14 protein-coding genes are annotated in these 17,917 nt (G+C 33.2%); 5 read left to right on the forward strand and 9 right to left on the reverse strand.

Features of this window, described 5'->3' with window-relative positions; translation table 11 throughout:
* Positions 1 to 2: 2 nt before the first annotated feature.
* Positions 3 to 1,775 (forward strand): MutS-related protein, encoded by a 1,773-nt coding sequence (locus C8N41_RS03930; protein ID WP_115838295.1) that lies wholly within the window; start codon positions 3 to 5, stop codon positions 1,773 to 1,775.
* An 88-nt stretch (positions 1,776 to 1,863) separates the two neighbouring features.
* Here C8N41_RS03930 and rpmA read toward each other — a convergent pair whose 3' ends face one another.
* Together rpmA and rplU are read right to left on the reverse strand one after the other, a co-directional pair.
* Positions 1,864 to 2,124: a 50S ribosomal protein L27 gene (gene rpmA / locus C8N41_RS03935; RefSeq protein WP_013869859.1), complete on the reverse strand. Its 261-nt coding sequence runs from the start codon at positions 2,122 to 2,124 to the stop codon at positions 1,864 to 1,866.
* Between the two features lie 41 nt (positions 2,125 to 2,165).
* Positions 2,166 to 2,819: a 50S ribosomal protein L21 gene (gene rplU, locus C8N41_RS03940; RefSeq protein ID WP_092445568.1), complete on the reverse strand. Its 654-nt coding sequence runs from the start codon at positions 2,817 to 2,819 to the stop codon at positions 2,166 to 2,168.
* A gap of 299 nt (positions 2,820 to 3,118) precedes the next feature.
* On the opposite strand from rplU, the gene C8N41_RS03945 reads away from it, so the two are divergent.
* Together C8N41_RS03945 and C8N41_RS03950 are read left to right on the forward strand one after the other, a co-directional pair.
* Complete coding sequence (locus C8N41_RS03945) at positions 3,119 to 4,435, forward strand: M16 family metallopeptidase (protein ID WP_092445566.1); 1,317 nt, start codon at positions 3,119 to 3,121, stop codon at positions 4,433 to 4,435.
* Between the two features lie 19 nt (positions 4,436 to 4,454).
* Positions 4,455 to 6,533: an insulinase family protein gene (locus tag C8N41_RS03950; RefSeq protein WP_115838792.1), complete on the forward strand. Its 2,079-nt coding sequence runs from the start codon at positions 4,455 to 4,457 to the stop codon at positions 6,531 to 6,533.
* A 57-nt stretch (positions 6,534 to 6,590) separates the two neighbouring features.
* On the opposite strand, the gene C8N41_RS03955 is transcribed toward C8N41_RS03950, so the two are convergent.
* Positions 6,591 to 7,466: a DMT family transporter gene (locus tag C8N41_RS03955; RefSeq protein ID WP_115838296.1), complete on the reverse strand. Its 876-nt coding sequence runs from the start codon at positions 7,464 to 7,466 to the stop codon at positions 6,591 to 6,593.
* A 98-nt stretch (positions 7,467 to 7,564) separates the two neighbouring features.
* On the opposite strand from C8N41_RS03955, the gene C8N41_RS03960 reads away from it, so the two are divergent.
* The gene (locus C8N41_RS03960; RefSeq protein ID WP_115838297.1) at positions 7,565 to 7,972 is read left to right on the forward strand and encodes a cation transporter; all 408 of its coding nucleotides are present in this window, start codon (positions 7,565 to 7,567) and stop codon (positions 7,970 to 7,972) included.
* Positions 7,973 to 8,027: 55 nt separating this feature from the next.
* Here C8N41_RS03960 and C8N41_RS03965 read toward each other — a convergent pair whose 3' ends face one another.
* The 3 genes from C8N41_RS03965 to C8N41_RS03975 form a co-directional block, all read right to left on the reverse strand.
* A complete protein-coding gene (locus C8N41_RS03965; protein ID WP_092447747.1) occupies positions 8,028 to 8,399 on the reverse strand; it encodes a hypothetical protein in 372 nt (123 codons plus the stop codon).
* A gap of 72 nt (positions 8,400 to 8,471) precedes the next feature.
* Entirely contained in the window at positions 8,472 to 9,911 is a 1,440-nt protein-coding gene (locus tag C8N41_RS03970) for a DUF5689 domain-containing protein (RefSeq protein WP_115838793.1), read from the reverse strand.
* Positions 9,912 to 9,989: 78 nt separating this feature from the next.
* On the reverse strand, positions 9,990 to 12,770 hold the full coding sequence (locus C8N41_RS03975) for a carboxypeptidase regulatory-like domain-containing protein (protein ID WP_115838298.1): 2,781 nt from the start codon (positions 12,768 to 12,770) through the stop codon (positions 9,990 to 9,992).
* A gap of 137 nt (positions 12,771 to 12,907) precedes the next feature.
* Here C8N41_RS03975 and C8N41_RS03980 point away from each other — a divergent pair, with 137 nt between their 5' ends.
* Positions 12,908 to 13,963, forward strand: coding sequence for an endonuclease/exonuclease/phosphatase family protein (locus C8N41_RS03980; protein ID WP_092445558.1), 1,056 nt, complete (start codon positions 12,908 to 12,910; stop codon positions 13,961 to 13,963).
* A gap of 75 nt (positions 13,964 to 14,038) precedes the next feature.
* Here the strand turns inward: C8N41_RS03980 and C8N41_RS03985 are convergent, their stop codons facing one another.
* The 3 genes from C8N41_RS03985 to C8N41_RS03995 form a co-directional block, all read right to left on the reverse strand.
* Complete coding sequence (locus C8N41_RS03985; protein WP_170137084.1) at positions 14,039 to 14,476, reverse strand: hypothetical protein; 438 nt, start codon at positions 14,474 to 14,476, stop codon at positions 14,039 to 14,041.
* Between the two features lie 51 nt (positions 14,477 to 14,527).
* A complete protein-coding gene (gene pbpC, locus C8N41_RS03990) occupies positions 14,528 to 16,876 on the reverse strand; it encodes a penicillin-binding protein 1C (RefSeq protein WP_115838299.1) in 2,349 nt (782 codons plus the stop codon).
* A 104-nt stretch (positions 16,877 to 16,980) separates the two neighbouring features.
* Entirely contained in the window at positions 16,981 to 17,832 is an 852-nt protein-coding gene (locus C8N41_RS03995) for an SH3 domain-containing protein (RefSeq protein WP_115838300.1), read from the reverse strand.
* Between the last annotated feature and the right edge of the window lie 85 nt (positions 17,833 to 17,917).

Consider the following 17,917-nt stretch of genomic DNA (forward strand, 5'->3'; position numbering starts at 1 on the left):
ATATGCAAAACCCTATTATTTTTTATAAAGCCCAATTAGATTACAATCAAACGGAATCTAAACGAATTTTTAAGCAATTAAGTTTATATAGTATACTTAGACTTTCCATTTTTGTTTTAACTGTATTTGGTATTTATTTTACCTATGAGAATTGGCAAATTGCAGCCGGAATTGCCGCAGTAGGTATGGCAAGTTTCTTGTTTTTATTATCTAAATATACCGATTTAAAAGCGAGAAGAAATCTTCACAAACGATTAATTACCCTTAATGAAGAAGAAATAGCCATAGCAAAAGGGGATTTTTATGACAGGCCTGATGGTGAAGAATTTCAAAATCCTAAGCACTTTTTTAGTTTAGATATCGATTTATTTGGTAAAGGTTCCTTTTTCCAATTTATAAATAGAACAGGGTTAAAAGAGGGCACACAAAAACTTACCTCATATTTACTCTCAAATGATATTACACAGATAGAAACTAGGCAAAAAGCGATACAAGAATTAGCTAACTTGCCAAAATGGAGGCAAAATTATAGAGCAGTCGCTCAAGGTATAGAAGTAGAACATTCTGCAAAATCCATTATTACATGGATAAATGAATATAAACCGTTTTTGAGTAAAACCCAATATATGCTAACGATAGCATTTAGTGTGGCCTCATTAGTGATTATTGGGTTTGGAGTCGCTGAAATTATTCCAATTTCAATAATTGGGTATTGGTTGTTGTTGGGCTTAGGTATTACTAGTATGTATCTAAAGAAAATAAATATTTTAGCTCAGCATACCGAGCGTGCTAAAGACACCTTTAGACAATATGCGTGGTTATTAAATGCTATTGAAAATGCTGAATTTACATCAAAATTATTAAAGTCGAAACAAGAGTTAATACAATCAGAAGGCTTAAAAGCTTCCGAGATATTTTCAAAATTTTCAAAAAGACTAGATGCCTTAGATAATAGAAATAATTTCATTTCTGCTATTTTTGGAAACGGCTATTTGCTCATTGACATCAGAAATAGTTATAACGTTGAAAAGTGGATTGCACAATACGGAGATAAGGTTGAAGATTGGTTTGAAGTCGTTACTTTTTTTGATGCCTTTAATAGTTTTGGAAATTATGCTTTTAATCATCAAGATTTTACCTATCCAATTCTAACAGAAGAACCGGTAACTATTTTAGCAGAAGGTTTAGGACATCCCTTATTAAATCCTGAAAAACGTGTTGATAGCGATTTAAAACTTGAAGAAGAACAATTTTTCATCGTTACAGGAGCAAACATGGCAGGGAAAAGCACCTTTTTAAGAACTGTGGCACTTCATATTGTTATGGCTAATGTTGGACTGCCTATTTGTGCAAAACAAAGCAAATACAAGCCGATTAAGTTAATTACAAGTATGCGAACTACGGATTCGTTAACCGATGATAGTTCGTACTTCTTTAGTGAACTTACGCGTTTAAAATTTGTAGTAGATACCATTGAAAACGATAAAAACTATTTTGTAATTCTAGACGAAATTTTAAAAGGAACCAATAGTACAGACAAGGCCATTGGCTCTAGAAAATTTGTTGAAAAATTGGTGAAGCAAAATGCTACAGGAATTATAGCTACACACGATTTAAGCCTCACGGAAATTGAAAGCGAATTAAAAGCTGTAAAAAACTACTACTTTGATGCTGAAATCGTTAATGATGAGCTCTTTTTCGATTATAAATTGAAACAAGGTGTTTGCCAAAATATGAATGCGAGTTTCTTACTAAAGAAGATGGAGATTATTTAATAAGTATTGCATTTCTTCATATTATAAAATGTAAAAACCCTTTCTATAAAATAGAAAGGGTTTTTAATACTTTGATAAGGAAAATTTCCTAAGCCTCAAAAGGCTCTATAGAAACGTAAGACTTATTGTCTTTTTTCTTAGTAAATTTAACTAAACCATCAACTTTAGCATGTAAAGTATGGTCTTTTCCTTGATAAACGTTTTCACCTGGATGGTGCGTGTTACCACGTTGTCTTATGATAATGTTTCCAGCAATAGCAGCTTGTCCACCAAAAATCTTAACGCCTAAACGTTTCGATTCTGATTCTCTACCATTCTTCGAACTACCAACTCCTTTTTTATGAGCCATGATCTAAGGTTTTATTTTGTTAATATTAATGTAACTGAAAATTACTTTTCAATTCCACCGTCTAATCTGTCTTGTAATTCTTTTAATTCGTCCCACTTTCCTTCAGCGGCTAATTTAGCTTGCTTTGGCCAAGTATCAGTAACGATGTGTGCTAATCTAGAACTAGCTTCAGAAAGAATTGTACTTAAAGCTTCAGGTTTTGCTTCTGCCACTTTAGCAAAAGTATCTAAACCAGCATTTACTAATGCTTCAGCAGCTTTAGGTCCTGCTCCTTCAATTTTTTTCAAATCGTCAGCTTTTCCTGTGGCTTTTTTAGGAGCCGCTTTTTTAGCTTTCGTTTCTACTTTTTTAGCTTCTTTCTTAGGAGTCGCTTTTTTGGCTCCAGAAGCTGTAATACCTTCAATTACGATTTCAGTTAAAGATTGTCTGTGTCCGTTTTTTACACGGTAACCTTTACGTCTTTTCTTTTTAAAGACAATTACTTTGTCACCTTTAAGGTGTCTTAAGACTTTTGCACCTACTTGTGCTCCGTCTATAGCTGGGGCGCCTACAGTAATATTGCTACCATCACCAATCAAAAGAACATTATCGAAATCTACTGTCGATCCTTCTTCTGTTGCTAAACGGTTAACAAAAACTCTTTGGTCTTTTTCAACTTTGAATTGATGCCCTGCTATCTCTACAATTGCGTACATAGCGTAACGTTTTTATTAATTTGTTTATTAAATAAATACCTTTCTTCTCAGAAAGCGGATGCAAATATACTCCTAAATTCTTAATCTACAAACGTTTTAAGGCTTTTCAACCAGTTTTATTATAGCAATAGCACTCGATATAATTACAATCACTATTTTATGGAGTGACTATTTTTAGTTTTCGGATATAATTATGTTAAAAAGTAAAATCATTCCTTATTTTTGTGAGACTACATGTAACAAAATACATTTAGTAAAGACAAACAGTTAAAACAATTTAAATTTAAACACACTTAATAATGAAAAAAGGCTTATTTACTCTAGCTATTTTGTTGTTGGTTGGATTTAATTCAACAGCACAACAAGTAGAATTCGAAGAGTTTGATTTAGACAATGGATTACACGTCATCTTACATCAAGATAATACGGCACCTGTTGTTATTACTTCTGTTATGTACGATGTAGGAGGAAAAGATGGTGATAGAGAACGTACAGGTTTTGCACACTTCTTTGAGCACTTGTTGTTTGAGGGTTCTGAAAATATTGGACGTGGAGAGTTTATGAAAATTATCCCAGCTAATGGAGGAACTTTTAATGCCAATACGTCTCAAGACCGTACGTATTATTACGAGATTTTTCCTTCTAATAAGTTAGAACTGGGATTATGGTTAGAGTCTGAGCGTATGTTACACCCAGTTATCGATCAGGTTGGTGTAGATACTCAAAATGAAGTGGTAAAAGAAGAAAAACGTCAACGTTACGATTCTCCTTATGGTGGTATTTTAGAGGCTATCGGATCTAACTTATTTAAAGTACACCCTTACAAAGATCCAAATATTGGATATATGGAGCATTTAGATGCAGCGACTTTAGAAGAATTTAATGCCTATTTTGATAAATATTATGGTCCTAATAATGCTGTATTAGTTGTTGCTGGAGATATTAACATTGACGACACTAAAAAAATGGTTAGAGATTATTTTAGTGCTGTTAAAAAAAGACCAGAAGTTGTAAGAAACTTCCCTAAAGAAGAACCAATTACAGAGACAATAAAAGCACAGGCTTTTGATAAAAATATTCAAGTACCTGCAATCATTGCAACGTATAGAACTCCGGGTCACGGTACACGCGATGCTTATATTTTAGATATGATTTCAACTTACTTAAGTGGTGGAAAAAGTTCTGTTTTATACAAGAAATTAGTCGATCAACAAAAGCAAGCCTTAGCCGTACAAGCAGTAAACTTGGCTCAAATGGATTATAGCATATTTGCGTTATTCGCTATTCCTTTAGGAGATGTAGAATTAAATACATTGTTAACTGAAATTGATGAAGAGGTTGCTAAAATGCAAAATGAATTAATCTCAGAACGTGATCATCAAAAATTATTAAATCAATTTGAAAATCAATTTGTAAATGCAAACTCAAGTATTGCAGGTATTGCAAGTTCTTTAGCAACATATTATTTATTGTATGATGATGTAGATTTAATTAATAAAGAAATAGACATTTACAGATCTATTACAAGAGAAGAAATTCAAGCTGTAGCTAAAAAGTACTTAAGCCCAAATCAGCGTGTTGAAATAGAATATTTACCAAAAAAAGAAGATCAGTAAGATGAAAACAACATATATTATGAAAACAAAATTATCTGCATTTATCCTATTGTTTTTAGTCACTATAGGTGTAAATGCACAAATAGATAGATCTAAACAGCCTAAAGCTGGACCAGAGCCAGAGATTACATTAGAGGTTCCTCAGGAATTTGAACTAAAAAACGGCTTAAAAGTATTAGTTGTTGAAAATCATAAATTACCACGAGTATCGTACTCTTTACGTATTGATAATAAACCTATCGCTACGGGTAAAAAAGCAGGAGTAGAAAGCTTAATTGGTAGTATGCTAGGTAACGGAACCACAAGCATTTCAAAAGATGAGTTCAATGAAGAAATTGATTTCTTAGGAGCGAGACTAAATTTTGGTTTTAGTGGTGGTTTTGCAAGTTCGTTAACTAAATATTCTGAGCGTATTTTAGAATTAATGGCAGACGCAGCGTTAAATCCGTTATTAACTGAAGAAGAGTTTGATAAAGAAAAAACTAAACTTATCGAAAGTTTAAAGCAAAACGAAAAGAGCATTGATGCAATTGGTAGTAGAGTAAGTGATGCGTTATCTTATGGCAAAAACCACCCTTACGGTGAGTATGTAACAGAAGAAACTATTAATAATGTCTCTTTTGGTGATGCATTAGCGTTTTACGAAAAATATTTTAATCCAAATAATGCCTATTTAGTTGTTATCGGAGATGTCGATTTTAAAACTGTAAAGAAGCAAATAAAGAATCATTTTGGTAAATGGGAAAAATCTGTTGGAATTACCACAACACTTCCAAAAGTAAATCCAGATGCGCAGTACACTCAAATTAACTTTGTAGATATGCCAACTGCAACACAGTCTAGCATTGCCATTACAAACAATGTAGATTTGAAAATGAATGATGAAGATTATCATGCTGCTTTAATCACAAACAACATCTTAGGTGGTGGTGGTGAAGGTTATTTATTTAAAAATCTTCGTGAAGAGCATGGGTACACTTACGGTGCCTATTCTAGCTTAAGAGCTAATAGATACGGAGCAGGTCGTTTCAATGCGACAGCTAAAGTAAGAAATATGGTCACAGATAGCGCTGTTGTAGAGGCTTTAAAAGAAATTAATCGTATTAAAACAGAGCCGGTAGATCCTCAAATCCTTAAGGATGCTAAAGCAAAATATGTTGGAAACTTTATAATGGGATTAGAAAGTCCTCAAACAGTTGCTAATTACGCGTTAAACATTAAGATAAATAACTTACCTGAAGATTTTTATACCACATATTTACAGAAAATAAATGATGTAAGTGTGGAGGATGTTCAAAGAATAGCAAACAAATACTTTAAGACTGATAACGCTAGAATTGTTATTGTAGGTAAAGGAAGTGATGTTATTGAAAACTTAGAAAAAACCGGAATTCCTATTAAATATTATGACGCGTATGCTAATCCGGTTGAAAAGCCAGTATTCTCTAAGCCATTACCAGAAGGTTTAACAGCTGATGCTGTTATTAACAACTATATCAAAGCTGTTGGTGGTAAAGACCATTTAAATAATATTAATACAATTTTAGTAAATTCTGATGTTACTATTCAAGGTGCACCATTTAAACCAAAAGCAACGGTTAAACAAATGGCTCCTAATAAATCTTATATGGAAATTGTTGTAGAAGGAATGGGTGCAGTTATGCAACAAAGCTTCAATGGTGAAACTGGCTACATGGTTCAGCAAGGTCAAAAAACAGTAATGGACGACAAGGCTTTAGCAGCTAAGAAAGCTGAAAAAGGATTGTTTCCTGAATTATATTTAGAACCTTCAAATGTAGAGTTAGAAAGTGTAATGACTATCGAAGGTTCTGATGTTTATAAAGTAAAAGTGGTTAATGGAGAGGCAACCTCTTACAGATATTACGATACGGAGTCAGGGTTTTTAGTAAGAACAGAAGAAACAGCAGAAATGGGAGGTCAAAAATTGACTACTGTAACTGATTATTCTAACTACAAAGAAACTGGGGATATTATGTTGCCAAACACTATGAAAATAGCAACAGGTCCTCAAGTTTTAACTTTTGAAACTACTGAAGTTAAAATTAACGAAGGTATTACTGATGCTGATTTTAATTAATCAGATATAGATAACTATACAAAAACCGAAGTGAAAGCTTCGGTTTTTTTATGCTAACTATTTGTTTTTATGAGATAAATAGACTCCAGCTAAAATTAGTAAAGCTGCTAAACCTTGAAGTAAACTAAAGGTTTCACCGTCTATAATTCCCCAAATTAAAGCGACGATTGGCATAATATAAGTTACAGAGGATGCAAACACAGGTGTAGATAGTTGTACCAATTTAAAAAAGACCACTTTGGCAATAGCTGTGCCAAATACAGAAAGAACAGTGATGTAGAATAAAGCACTTATTAATTCAGGATTATTTAAAGTCGCAGAAGTAAAAAAGTCACTACAGAGTAATACAATGATAGCCGGAAATAGTATAAAGATATAACTTCCAGCCGCAATAGCTAGGGGTTTTACTTCTTGTAAATAACGTTTAATAATATTAACGTTCGCAGCATACATTATGGTAGATAGAATTACAAAACCTGCGTAATAGTAATTTTGATTAGGGTTTAGAGCTGACCCTTTTAAAATTAATAGGGCTGTACCTATAAAGCCTACGATAACACCCAAAATTTGTCGTTTAGTAGAGGTGATTTTAAATATAGCAAAACCCATTAATATAGTGTTTAGCGGTACTAATGAATTTAATATTGATGCTACCGCACTGTCAATTTCCGTTTCGGCAATGGCAAAAAAGAATGCTGGAATAAATGAACCTAATAATCCAGAAAGCAAGAGCCATTTCCATTTAGATTTAGGCATGGTTTTTAAGGTATTAAAACCAAAACCAATAAGAAGTAGACCTGTAATGATAGTTCTCAAGGCTCCTAGCTGAAAAGCCGTAAGACCTAATAGCGATTTTTTAATTAAGATAAAAGAACTTCCCCATATTACGGAAAGTACAAAGAGATAGATCCACTTGAGATTAGGATTTTTCATACAAATTGGTTACTAAGGAATCACAAAATTCGTTAATTATCTCGTGCGAAACGACAATATTTCTTAGATTTAACCAAAATTATTAATCCGTTAAAGTAATGAAGATATTTAAGACCTTAAGTGTAGTAGCAATTTTGGCTGTAAGTTTTACATCTTGTAAAAATGAATCTCAGCCAGAAGTGAAAACTGTAGACATAGAAGTTTCTAAAACTGAAACTAAAGCGGCTTTAAATCCTAATGCCACTTACGCAAAAGTTGAATTTGGTATTGAAGGTATGACGTGTGCCATGGGCTGTGCTAAGACCATTGAAAAGAAAATGGCTAAAATGGAAGGTGTAAAATCGGCCAAGGTAGACTTTGATTCGCGTTTAGCTATGGTAGAGTATGATGAGTCTAAAGTTTCGCCAGAGTCCTTAGAGGAAACTGTGACTAAAGTTGCAGACATTTATAAAGTAAAGAACATGCACAAAGTAGAAGAATTTGGTACTGTAGAGAACGTAGAATAATTTCAGTATAAAAAATTATAGAAGAAACGCTATCCAATACGGATGGCGTTTTTTTTTATGGCACCTGTAACAGTATTAAAGCGATAGCAATACAACCTAGTGGTAATATCCAAAGTAAAAATATAGAACTTTTTTTATGTTTGTTTTTGGCGTTAAGAATGTTTCGTTTTCTGCCGTTATAGCGCATCCAGTTTTTAGAAATGATAAACAATGCAATTATAGTGTACAATACCCAGAACTTAGAGTTAGATAGTACAGACATCTTCATTTGGCTCGCAAACGCTTTTAAAAATGAGCCTATAGCAAGTATAAATGAAAACTCTAATAAGCAAACATAGAGTAATGCAATATTGATACTTTTTTTACCGTATTTCTTTTTATAATGATTAAAGATATACATGTAATTGGTATCTGTAAATGAGGCCATAGCGTAGTGTATTAAAAAAACAAAAACCTGCCAATTATAAAATCAGCAGGTTCTTGTAAAATATTACCGTTTTTAGTTTGCTATAATAGAAATATCATCTATTTGATAAGCACCATCTAATGTTGTGTCCGTACCAGAACCTACAACTTTAAACGCTACATATAATGTACCAGTGTAAGAAGATAAATCAATTAAGCCAGAATCAACAAAATCATACCATTCGTTTGCTTGAGATGGTAAGCTCGCATTAACAGGGATCCAAGTTGCACTTAATACATCAGAGCCATTGAAATCTGTAGATACAAATACTTCTAAAGTATTATCTGCAGAATCTAGATGATGCTGTGCGGCTTTAAAATTTAAGAACTCATTGTTTTGTGCGTCCATATCAATACCTGGAGTTACTAACCAAGCAATGTTAGATGGACTTCCAGAATTATACGTGCTAAACTCAGTATAACCATTACCACTAAAAGTTTTTTCTCTCCATTTCCAAGAACCTTCTTCTGCAAAGTTTGTCCAACCAGTAAAATCTAAATCTGTATTATTTGTGGCAGTTTCAAAATCCTCAGAAAAAACAGTTGTAAAATCAGACGGATCTAATAAAGAACATCTTGCGCCATCCATATCTACATCATCAACAGAGTTTAAGGCTAAAACAAAACTACTAGCATCAAATGTTTTGCTAAGAACCGCTTTTATTGAACCGTTTCCTGTTGGTAAATCGTAAGCTTTAAAATCTGCGAAAGAACTTGTCTCTAACGTAAAAGTTTCATAACTAAAACCTGTACAAGATTGTAAAGTTCTTGCTGTATCATAAACTTCAGAAGGATCAAAATACTGTAATCCGTTTAAGTTATCAGCAAATTCTACATTATCAACTTGAATGAACATACCAACGTGATCGTCTGTAATTTCAGAGAATGTTAAGTTTAAAGGAACAATTTCTTCAGTTGTTCCTGAGCGTAACATGTTTTCAGCGATTTCATTGAAATTTAATGAAGTTACAGTACCACCAAACTGATCAAATTCTGGTTCGCCACCAATAGTGTAAATTCCACTACCTGTACGCTCTTCTCCAATATAAAGGTCAGTAAGTTTAATATAAACTTCTCTACCTTTATTAAATTGGTTGTAGTTAGATACTTGGTCTAAGATGATTTTCATAGCGCTAGTTGGGTTTTCTGCACTATTCTGAATATATAATTCTTTGTAGAAGTTTCCAGTTCTATCGCTAGAAGAAACGTAACCTTTAATATAAATGTCATTTTCTACTAAATATGGTATAGCATCATCGTTATCTCCATCACCATTAGGATCTGAGTTATATAATGCTTTAGCATAATCAAATGAAACTTCAGTTGCAGTATCTAATAGCTCTTGAAGTGCATAGTTTTCTTCATCTCCTAAGTTTGTAGGAATAGTGTAATCGTCATCTTCCACACAAGATGTAATAGCAAATGATGCCATTAAGATTAAAATTAATTTTAAAGATTTAATCGTTTTATTCATAACATTTTTATTTATAATTATAGAACTCATGAATGTTTCACATTTCATAATCGTAATATTATTTATTATTTTTTCTTTTTAGAATCTGACATTTAAGTTAACAAAATAATTTGCACCACGACCATACCAATATTTAGGACCAAATCTAGGAGTACCATTTGCATTATCATCTCTTAATTGAGTGTAGTTAGCATTTCTACCTTGCTCAAAACCACCAGTCTTATAAATCTCATCTAATACGTTACCAACACTAGCAAATAAACTAATGTAGTAATCTCCTACTTTCCAAGATTTACCACCTACAAGGTTTACCACCATGTAATCACTAATTTCTTCTTGTTTTAATAGCTCAGTGGCTAACTCTTCATCGTAGTCATTGATTGGTAACCCATCTGAAGCTAAATAAAAGTTTTGTGTTCTTGTTAATGCGTTTACATCAATGTAAGCATTAGAAAAGAAGTTCGCTGTAGCACCAAACCACCAGAAATCTGGATCTCTATATTCAAAACCAATAGAAGCAGCTCTCTGAGGACCTCCCGCTAATTTATAATCTTTTAGGTTTGCTTTTCCATAATCAATGATACCTGAACCGTCTTCAGTTACAAAACTCGCCGAAGTTAAATATAAATTGGGGTTGTTGTCATATGTGTACTGACCTATAGAAGCAGCACCTTTTAATTTAATAGTAGGAGTTACTTGTGCTTCAATACCTAATTCAACACCTAAATGTTTCTTATCAATACCTTGTAATACTTCTTGAACAAAAGCAGAAGTATCGTTATCAGCAATGTCGTTTCCACCACTAATACCATCTGCATAATAAAATCCTACTTCATTAGCGTCTTCTATCTTAGTGTAGAAACCAGTAATTTTTGCATTTACTATTGGTGATCTAAAAATGTAACTAGCATCAAAAGAAGTTACAGTTTCTTCTGTAATATCTCTTACAACACTGTGGTTTTCTCTAGAGTTTGAATACGTATTACGTAAATTAGGCGCTCTTGTTAAATAACCAGCGTTAATATCTATTAAGTGTTTACCAGAGATTTTATAAGTAAAACCACCTTTTCCTCCTACGCCTGTAAAAGAAAGCTCTTCACCTTTACCATAAGATGCAGGTCTTCCTTCTGTACCATCAAATCTACTGTTTTCCCATAAACCTTCTCTTTGGTATGTAGTGTTTGTAATACTACCAGAAACATAAAAATCAAATTTGTTATAAGTAAACTGACCTTGTGCATAAGCAGAAAGTACATCTGCAAATAAGTTATAATTGTATCGGTATTTGTCACCTTCACCTACTAATCTACCTGGATTACGGTTATCGTATTCGTAACCATCAAAAGAATCTACATTTAATAAACCAACATCAGATCCTAATAAGTCGATAACTTCACCAAAGTTTTCTGATTTTAAGTTCTTGTAATTAACCGCTCCGTTAATAATAATATTATCAGTGATTTCAGATGTAAAAATAGAATTTACGGTTAACTGTGTATCATCAGATCTATCTTCATATAAAGCATATGCAGAACTTGTATCGCTTATGTTATTAGTAAGGTTGGCATCTATAATACGATTCCAGTCTAGTTGTCCGTCAGCAATAAATTCTTGTTCCGCTAAATAAGCTTTATCAAGATCACCTCTTTGTACATGGTAACTAGGTAATAACTGGTAGTAAGCAGCACTAGGGTTTCCACCACCACTGTAATCTAATCTACTGTTTCCTAATTTACCAAACTGGTAACCAACATTAGTATTTAATTTTGTTTTAGAAGAGATATCCCAATAGTGATTTAACATAAAAATTGGCTCTTCAACTTCTTTAATACGTGAGTTGCGTTGCTCTCCATCTAAACTTCCCCAATACTCATTGTATTTAATTCCTTTGAGGTCATAAATTTCTTGAGTGTTAGGAGATGACTTTCCTCTTCTGTTAGGTGTGTATACAGAAGTGAAGTTAATACTATGCTTATCGTTAATTTTCTTTTCTACAGAAGCAAAAAATGAATTAGAGTCATATAGAGTACCATCTACAAAACCTTCTTCACCCCAACGTCTTCCGATCATAAGAGCATAAGACCAACCATCTTCTAATAATCCAGAAGCATAGCTTGCCATAGCACGATTGGTATAACTTCTATTTGAAGATGAAAAAGTAACACGTCCACCTTTTCTGTAAGATGAAGCTCTAGTAATAATATTAGAAGTACCTAAAATACCTCCAAAGTTGTAATCTGATGGTGTTAGACCTGTAGTTAAAACCTGATTACGCATCATGTCGTTTAATCCACCCCAATTACTCCATTGTGGTCTACCGTTATAAAGTTTGTTCATTTCAATTCCGTTCATTAAAACAGAACCGTTCTCAGAATCTAATCCTCTTACTTTAAAGAACGAAGAGCTAAACTCAAACGCTGCAGTTCTTTGAAAAATATCTAATGATGATGATAATAATCCCGAAATATTATCGGCACCACTAGTGTCGTCATTTAATTCATCATCAGAAAGTGTAATTGTAAACATATCCTGTACATCTGATACATCTATGTCTAAAATCATATCTGTAATGTCAACAGTTTTTCCTTCATTTACAATAATAGGATAACGCTTTGTAATATACCCTTCTTTAGAAATTCTTAAGACTTGCTCGCCTAAAGGTACATTGCTAGAGAAAATAAATTCTCCAAAGCCATCGGTTAAAGTAGTTTGCTGGGTTTCTTCAATTGTAATAGTGACATCTGGAATTGGTTCCGAAGATGCAGCATCTTTTACACTACCCTTTATAATGGTGCTTTGAGCCATCATCGTAAAGGAGGTTAAAACACCAAATAATAAAATAACTAAACTTTTTTTCATATCATAATTTATAGTTAATAATCTTGGTACATTAAATAAAAGTTATTTAAGGCGTGCAAATTTACATTATTTATAATAAATATCTACTTTTGGCTCAAGATTTGTAAAGTAATTAATGTTAACATAACATGCGCTAGATGAAAAAATTAAAACACAGCTTATTAGTACTATTTGTTTTGACCTTTATAGGTATAAATGCTCAGGAAAAGAAAAAGTATAAAATACATACTGTAGCATTTTACAATTTAGAAAATTTATTTGATACAATAAATGATACCGCTAAGTATGACGAGGCAAGTCCTATAATGGAAATGAGTGAAGCTCTAAGAGGCGAAGCTTATAAAAAGAAATTACAAAACATGGCCAAGGTTGTTGCAGATATTGGTTCTAAAGATACTAAAAACACACCCGCAATCATTGGAGTTTCTGAAGTTGAAAACCGACAAGTGCTTGTCGATTTAGTAAATCAACCAGAGCTTTTGAGTAAAGACTATGGTATTGTTCATTTTGATTCTCCAGACAAAAGAGGAATTGATGTAGCCTTACTATATCAGAAAGACTTATTTAAACCAATTGATACAAGTTCTCATGAATTATTAATTTATGACGATTCTACAAGGAAACGTGTGTACACCAGAGATCAGTTACTGGTAAGTGGTGAATTAGAAGGTGATTTAATTCATATTATCGTTAATCACTGGCCATCGCGAAGTGGTGGTGAAGCTAGAAGTCGTTTTAAACGAGTGGCTGCTGGTAAACTTAACAAAAGAATAATAGACTCTTTACAGTCTATAGATCCTTATGCAAAGGTGATTACCATGGGAGATTTTAATGATAATCCTACTAATGATAGTATGAAGAAATCAATTAAAACAGAATCGGACAAAGATAAGGTGAAACTAAAAGGAGTATATAATCCCTATGAAAATCTATACAAGAAAAAAGGATTAGGTACTACAGGTTATAGAGATGCTTGGAGTTTATTTGACATGATTTTATTTACTAAACCATTTTTAGAGAAAGATTATTCGTCATTTAGATTTTATAAAGCAGGTATTTTTAATGAATCGTATTTAACGAATAAAGAAGGACGATACAAAGGCTACCCATACCGAATGGTTGATGCAGGACTTTCAGGGGGTTATAGTGATCACTTCCCAGTATACATATACTTAGTTAAAGAAGTGGACTAGGCCAGTTTAAAAACTAAAAAAAAGCGTTAAGAAGAGAGTTTCTTAACGCTTTTTTTATGTTATAATTATTAGTAATTAGAACCAAAGATTCCAAGGTATTTTAGCCAATACTAAAAGTAATGCTATAGTATAAAAGATAGCTAATAGTTTAAATTTTGGTCTAGAAGTCAATTTCTTTTTGTGTTTAGAATACCCAATAGTCACTAAAGCCACGGCAATAATCATAGTAAGTGGATGCTCAACAATGAGGTTTCTTAAGGCAGAATTTTTCATTACCTCTCCCATGCCACCAACTTGCTCTATAACCGAGAAATAGTCTTTCATAAAATACAATACAATGCCTATTAGCAATTGAATATGCATTGTAATTAATGCAAATAGCGAAATTCTAAAATCTTTAGCATCAAATTCTTTGTCACCAAAAAATTTAATCAGTGCATTTAAAGTTGCAAGAATTAAGACTAAGAGCACTAAATAGGCCCATTTTGAATGTATAAACTGTACAATTTCCATAAGTAATGAGTTGATTATTTTTACAAAAGTAGGGATTTACTGCTGAAAGCATTATTGTAAAACCTTAATTTTACGTTTTATTGTTGTTCCTATTTCGTCTACAACGGTAATGGTATGATCACCAGGAGTTGGTATCATTGCCATTTCATGAAGGGTTTTAGTGCTGCCTAAATATTCACTATCTATATACCAAAATACTTGAAGTTCTGGCTTTGAATGTGCTACTTTTAATATTAATTCATTGGTTTTTCCATCAAAATCTGTCGGAAGATATATGGTTTTTTGTTCATTAGGGTAAATAAATTCCATGGCTACAGTTGTACGTTCATCGCAATCTGACCTAAAGGGAGGTAAGGACTTGTATATGGGATTTTTGAGTTTAAAAAAATGTGCCTGTAACGGAGGTAAAATAAACCAAGATTTATGATGTATGTTTGAAACAGATTCACAAGAAGAATTCACTTGAAATTCTTCTTGTGAATCTAAATGTACAAGCCTATGAAATGGGCAAGGAGGTGTTTTTTGTCCGTCAATGGGGATCTCTAATAGTGTAGTTGTTTCGCAAACGGTAGAGGCTCTATAGCCACTTTGCTTGCATACTTCTACTGTTATCATTTCGTCATAAGGTTTTGCAAACCATTCACTTTTAGGTAGCATATCAAAAACATCAAACAATATTGGAGCAGCCGTTTGTACACCAATTAAACCTGGTCGTCCTTCTCCATCGGCATTCCCTACCCAAACACCAACAACATAATCTGGTGTGGTTCCAATAGCCCAAGCATCTCTAAACCCAAAACTTGTTCCGGTTTTCCAAGCAATTTCTTGAGACGAATTGTAATACTCCCAACTTAGGTCACTTTCAGGACGATTAACTTGCTTCATGCTTTCAAAGGTGTAAAAAATCGCTGCAGAATTAAAAATTTGCTTTTCTGCAACAGGCGATCCAAAATTAATAGTGGTTTTAAAATTGAATGTAGGTTCACAAAATTCATTTGTAAAGTAACGGCTAGATTTAGCATTAAAATGATTAAGCGTTGAGGCCATGGCGGCGTAGCTTTTACACAAATCCCACAGATTACTTTCGGCACCTCCAAGAGCTAATGCTAAGCCGTAATGATTAGCACTATGGGTTAAATCTTTTAATTTCAGGGCTTTTAGATAATGATAAAACCTATCCAGACCAAAAGATTGTAACATCCTTACGGCTGGCACATTTAATGATCGAGATAAAGCCTCATTCGCCGGGACGGCGCCATCATAAGATTTGTTATAATTTTCTGGTTGATAACTCCCAAACTGCGTTGGTACATCTGGAACCAAAGTATAAGGTAATAGGTCACCTGCATCGAGCATAGCTGCATATAAAAATGGTTTAAGAATACTGCCAGTACTTCTTGGTTTGTCAATGATATCGACACTCTTTTGATGTGCTTTATCGGTTGGGGAATTTCCAATGTAAGTTAAAACCTTTCTAGTTTTAACATCTAAAACTAAAACTGAAATATTATAAATTTCATTTTGTTTTAAAATATTGTAGTGTTGTTTTACAATATGGTTGACTTGGGATTGCAATGCCACATCAATGGTAGTTTTAAAGCGTTCTCCTTTATTATGTTTAGCTACTTTTTGTAGTAAATGGGGTGCTGTTTGAGGTAAAGGATAAGGTTTCTGTGGTAACGCTTCAGCAATTGAAAGCTGATAAGTTAAACGATCTATAGTACCATTGTCTAACAATTTTTTTAGTAATCGATTCCGTTTATTAAGGAGTTGTTGTTGATTTTTACCTGGATAGATTAAGCTAGGGGCATTGGGTAAAACGGCAAGGGTGGCACTTTCTGCCCAAGATAAATTAGAGGCTTCTCTATTAAAATAACGCCATGCTGCGGCATCAATACCTACCACATTACCTCCAAAAGGAGCGTGACTTGCGTATAAATTTAAAATTTCATCTTTGGTTAATCTTAGCTCTAAACGTGTGGCAAGAATAAGTTCTTTTAGTTTTTCTAAATAGGTACGTGATTGGCCTTTTCGAGATAAACGAATAACCTGTTGTGTGAGTGTGCTTCCACCGCGTTTTACTGAGCCAGAACTTATATTTTCTTTTAAAGCTTTAAAGATTGAAATCGGATTGAACCCTGGATGAATGTAAAAATAGTCGTCTTCAAAAAGGAGAAGGCATGTTTTAAACTTCTCTGGGACGTTATTGGTTTTGGGAAAGCGCCATTGACCATCATCTGCAATTTTTGCGCCTAACAGTGTGTTGTTGCTACTGGTAATTACAGTCGCTGTTGGGTCTTTAAAGAGGTCTTTTGGTAAACAGAAATAATAAGCTACAAGAAGCGCAGCAAGTACTACAGACTTGATCTTGTGACGCTTTATGTCGTTTATTAACTTCATTTTTTATAAAATATCCTTAGGGTTTCTTTTACGTTAGTACAATAGTATAAAATAAGTAAATTAAACCTGACAGGTTTCAAAAATCTGTCAGGTTCAATTTCAATTTAGCAGCCTTTAGGCATATCAAATTCAATTATTTTTTCAGTGATATTATCTTCAAAATCGGTGAGTATAAACTTTAAAAACACACGATTTGTGGCAACTCCAATAGGTTGATCTTTTCGATTCTTAATGGTCTTAAAGTAGTCTAACCAATCTGATCCACATTGGTCTATGACCTCTGTTTTTAAATCTTCAATTGAAGTATCAATAAAGTGCTTCCAGTCGTTTTCTGTATAGGCTAAAGTTTCAAACGTATTAGATCTAGTTTGTTTTAGTGGTTTCCATCCCAAATCAAAATGTTTCCAATCCTTAGAGTCGCATTGCGCATCTGTACTCATAAATGAAATGCTATTTTCGTAACGTTGAAAAATACTCACATGCTTATAATCATTATCAACTAAAACAATTTGTTTTTTTTCAGGTGAAGCTCCGAGATCCACATTAATTGTAATGGAATCTTGTTGTTTCAAATTGTGCGTTCTTTTATGGTCGCTAGTCGCTAAATTCTTAATTTCAATATTCAATTTGTCTAAATCCAATCTAATGGTTTTAGAAATTTTTGTTGACGATAAATAGCCATTAAACACATAACCAATATGGTTTCGGGTTTCAACTTTTACCCATTCACCACTGACTTTTTTACCACCATCGAGGACTACAAGTTTATTATTAGTTTTTTCTAATACACCTATGGCTTGTCCGTACGCCAATTTGCTTAACATTTTTCCGTTGACGTCGGGTTGGTCTCTAAGAGATAATCCGCTTTCTGCGTCAACATATGCCGTTTGTTGAGCTGTTACTGCTGTTACACTTAATAACATTACAATCGCTAAAATCTGTTTTAAATTGTTCATAATTTTTTGTTTTTGGGTTAAACATTATTAGCGGTTTTTTGATACCATTTACACCCTGTATTTATTCGGTAAAAATGTTCTTTTT

It is taken from the genome of Winogradskyella sediminis (genome assembly GCF_003387355.1).
GTDB lineage: Bacteria > Bacteroidota > Bacteroidia > Flavobacteriales > Flavobacteriaceae > Winogradskyella > Winogradskyella sediminis.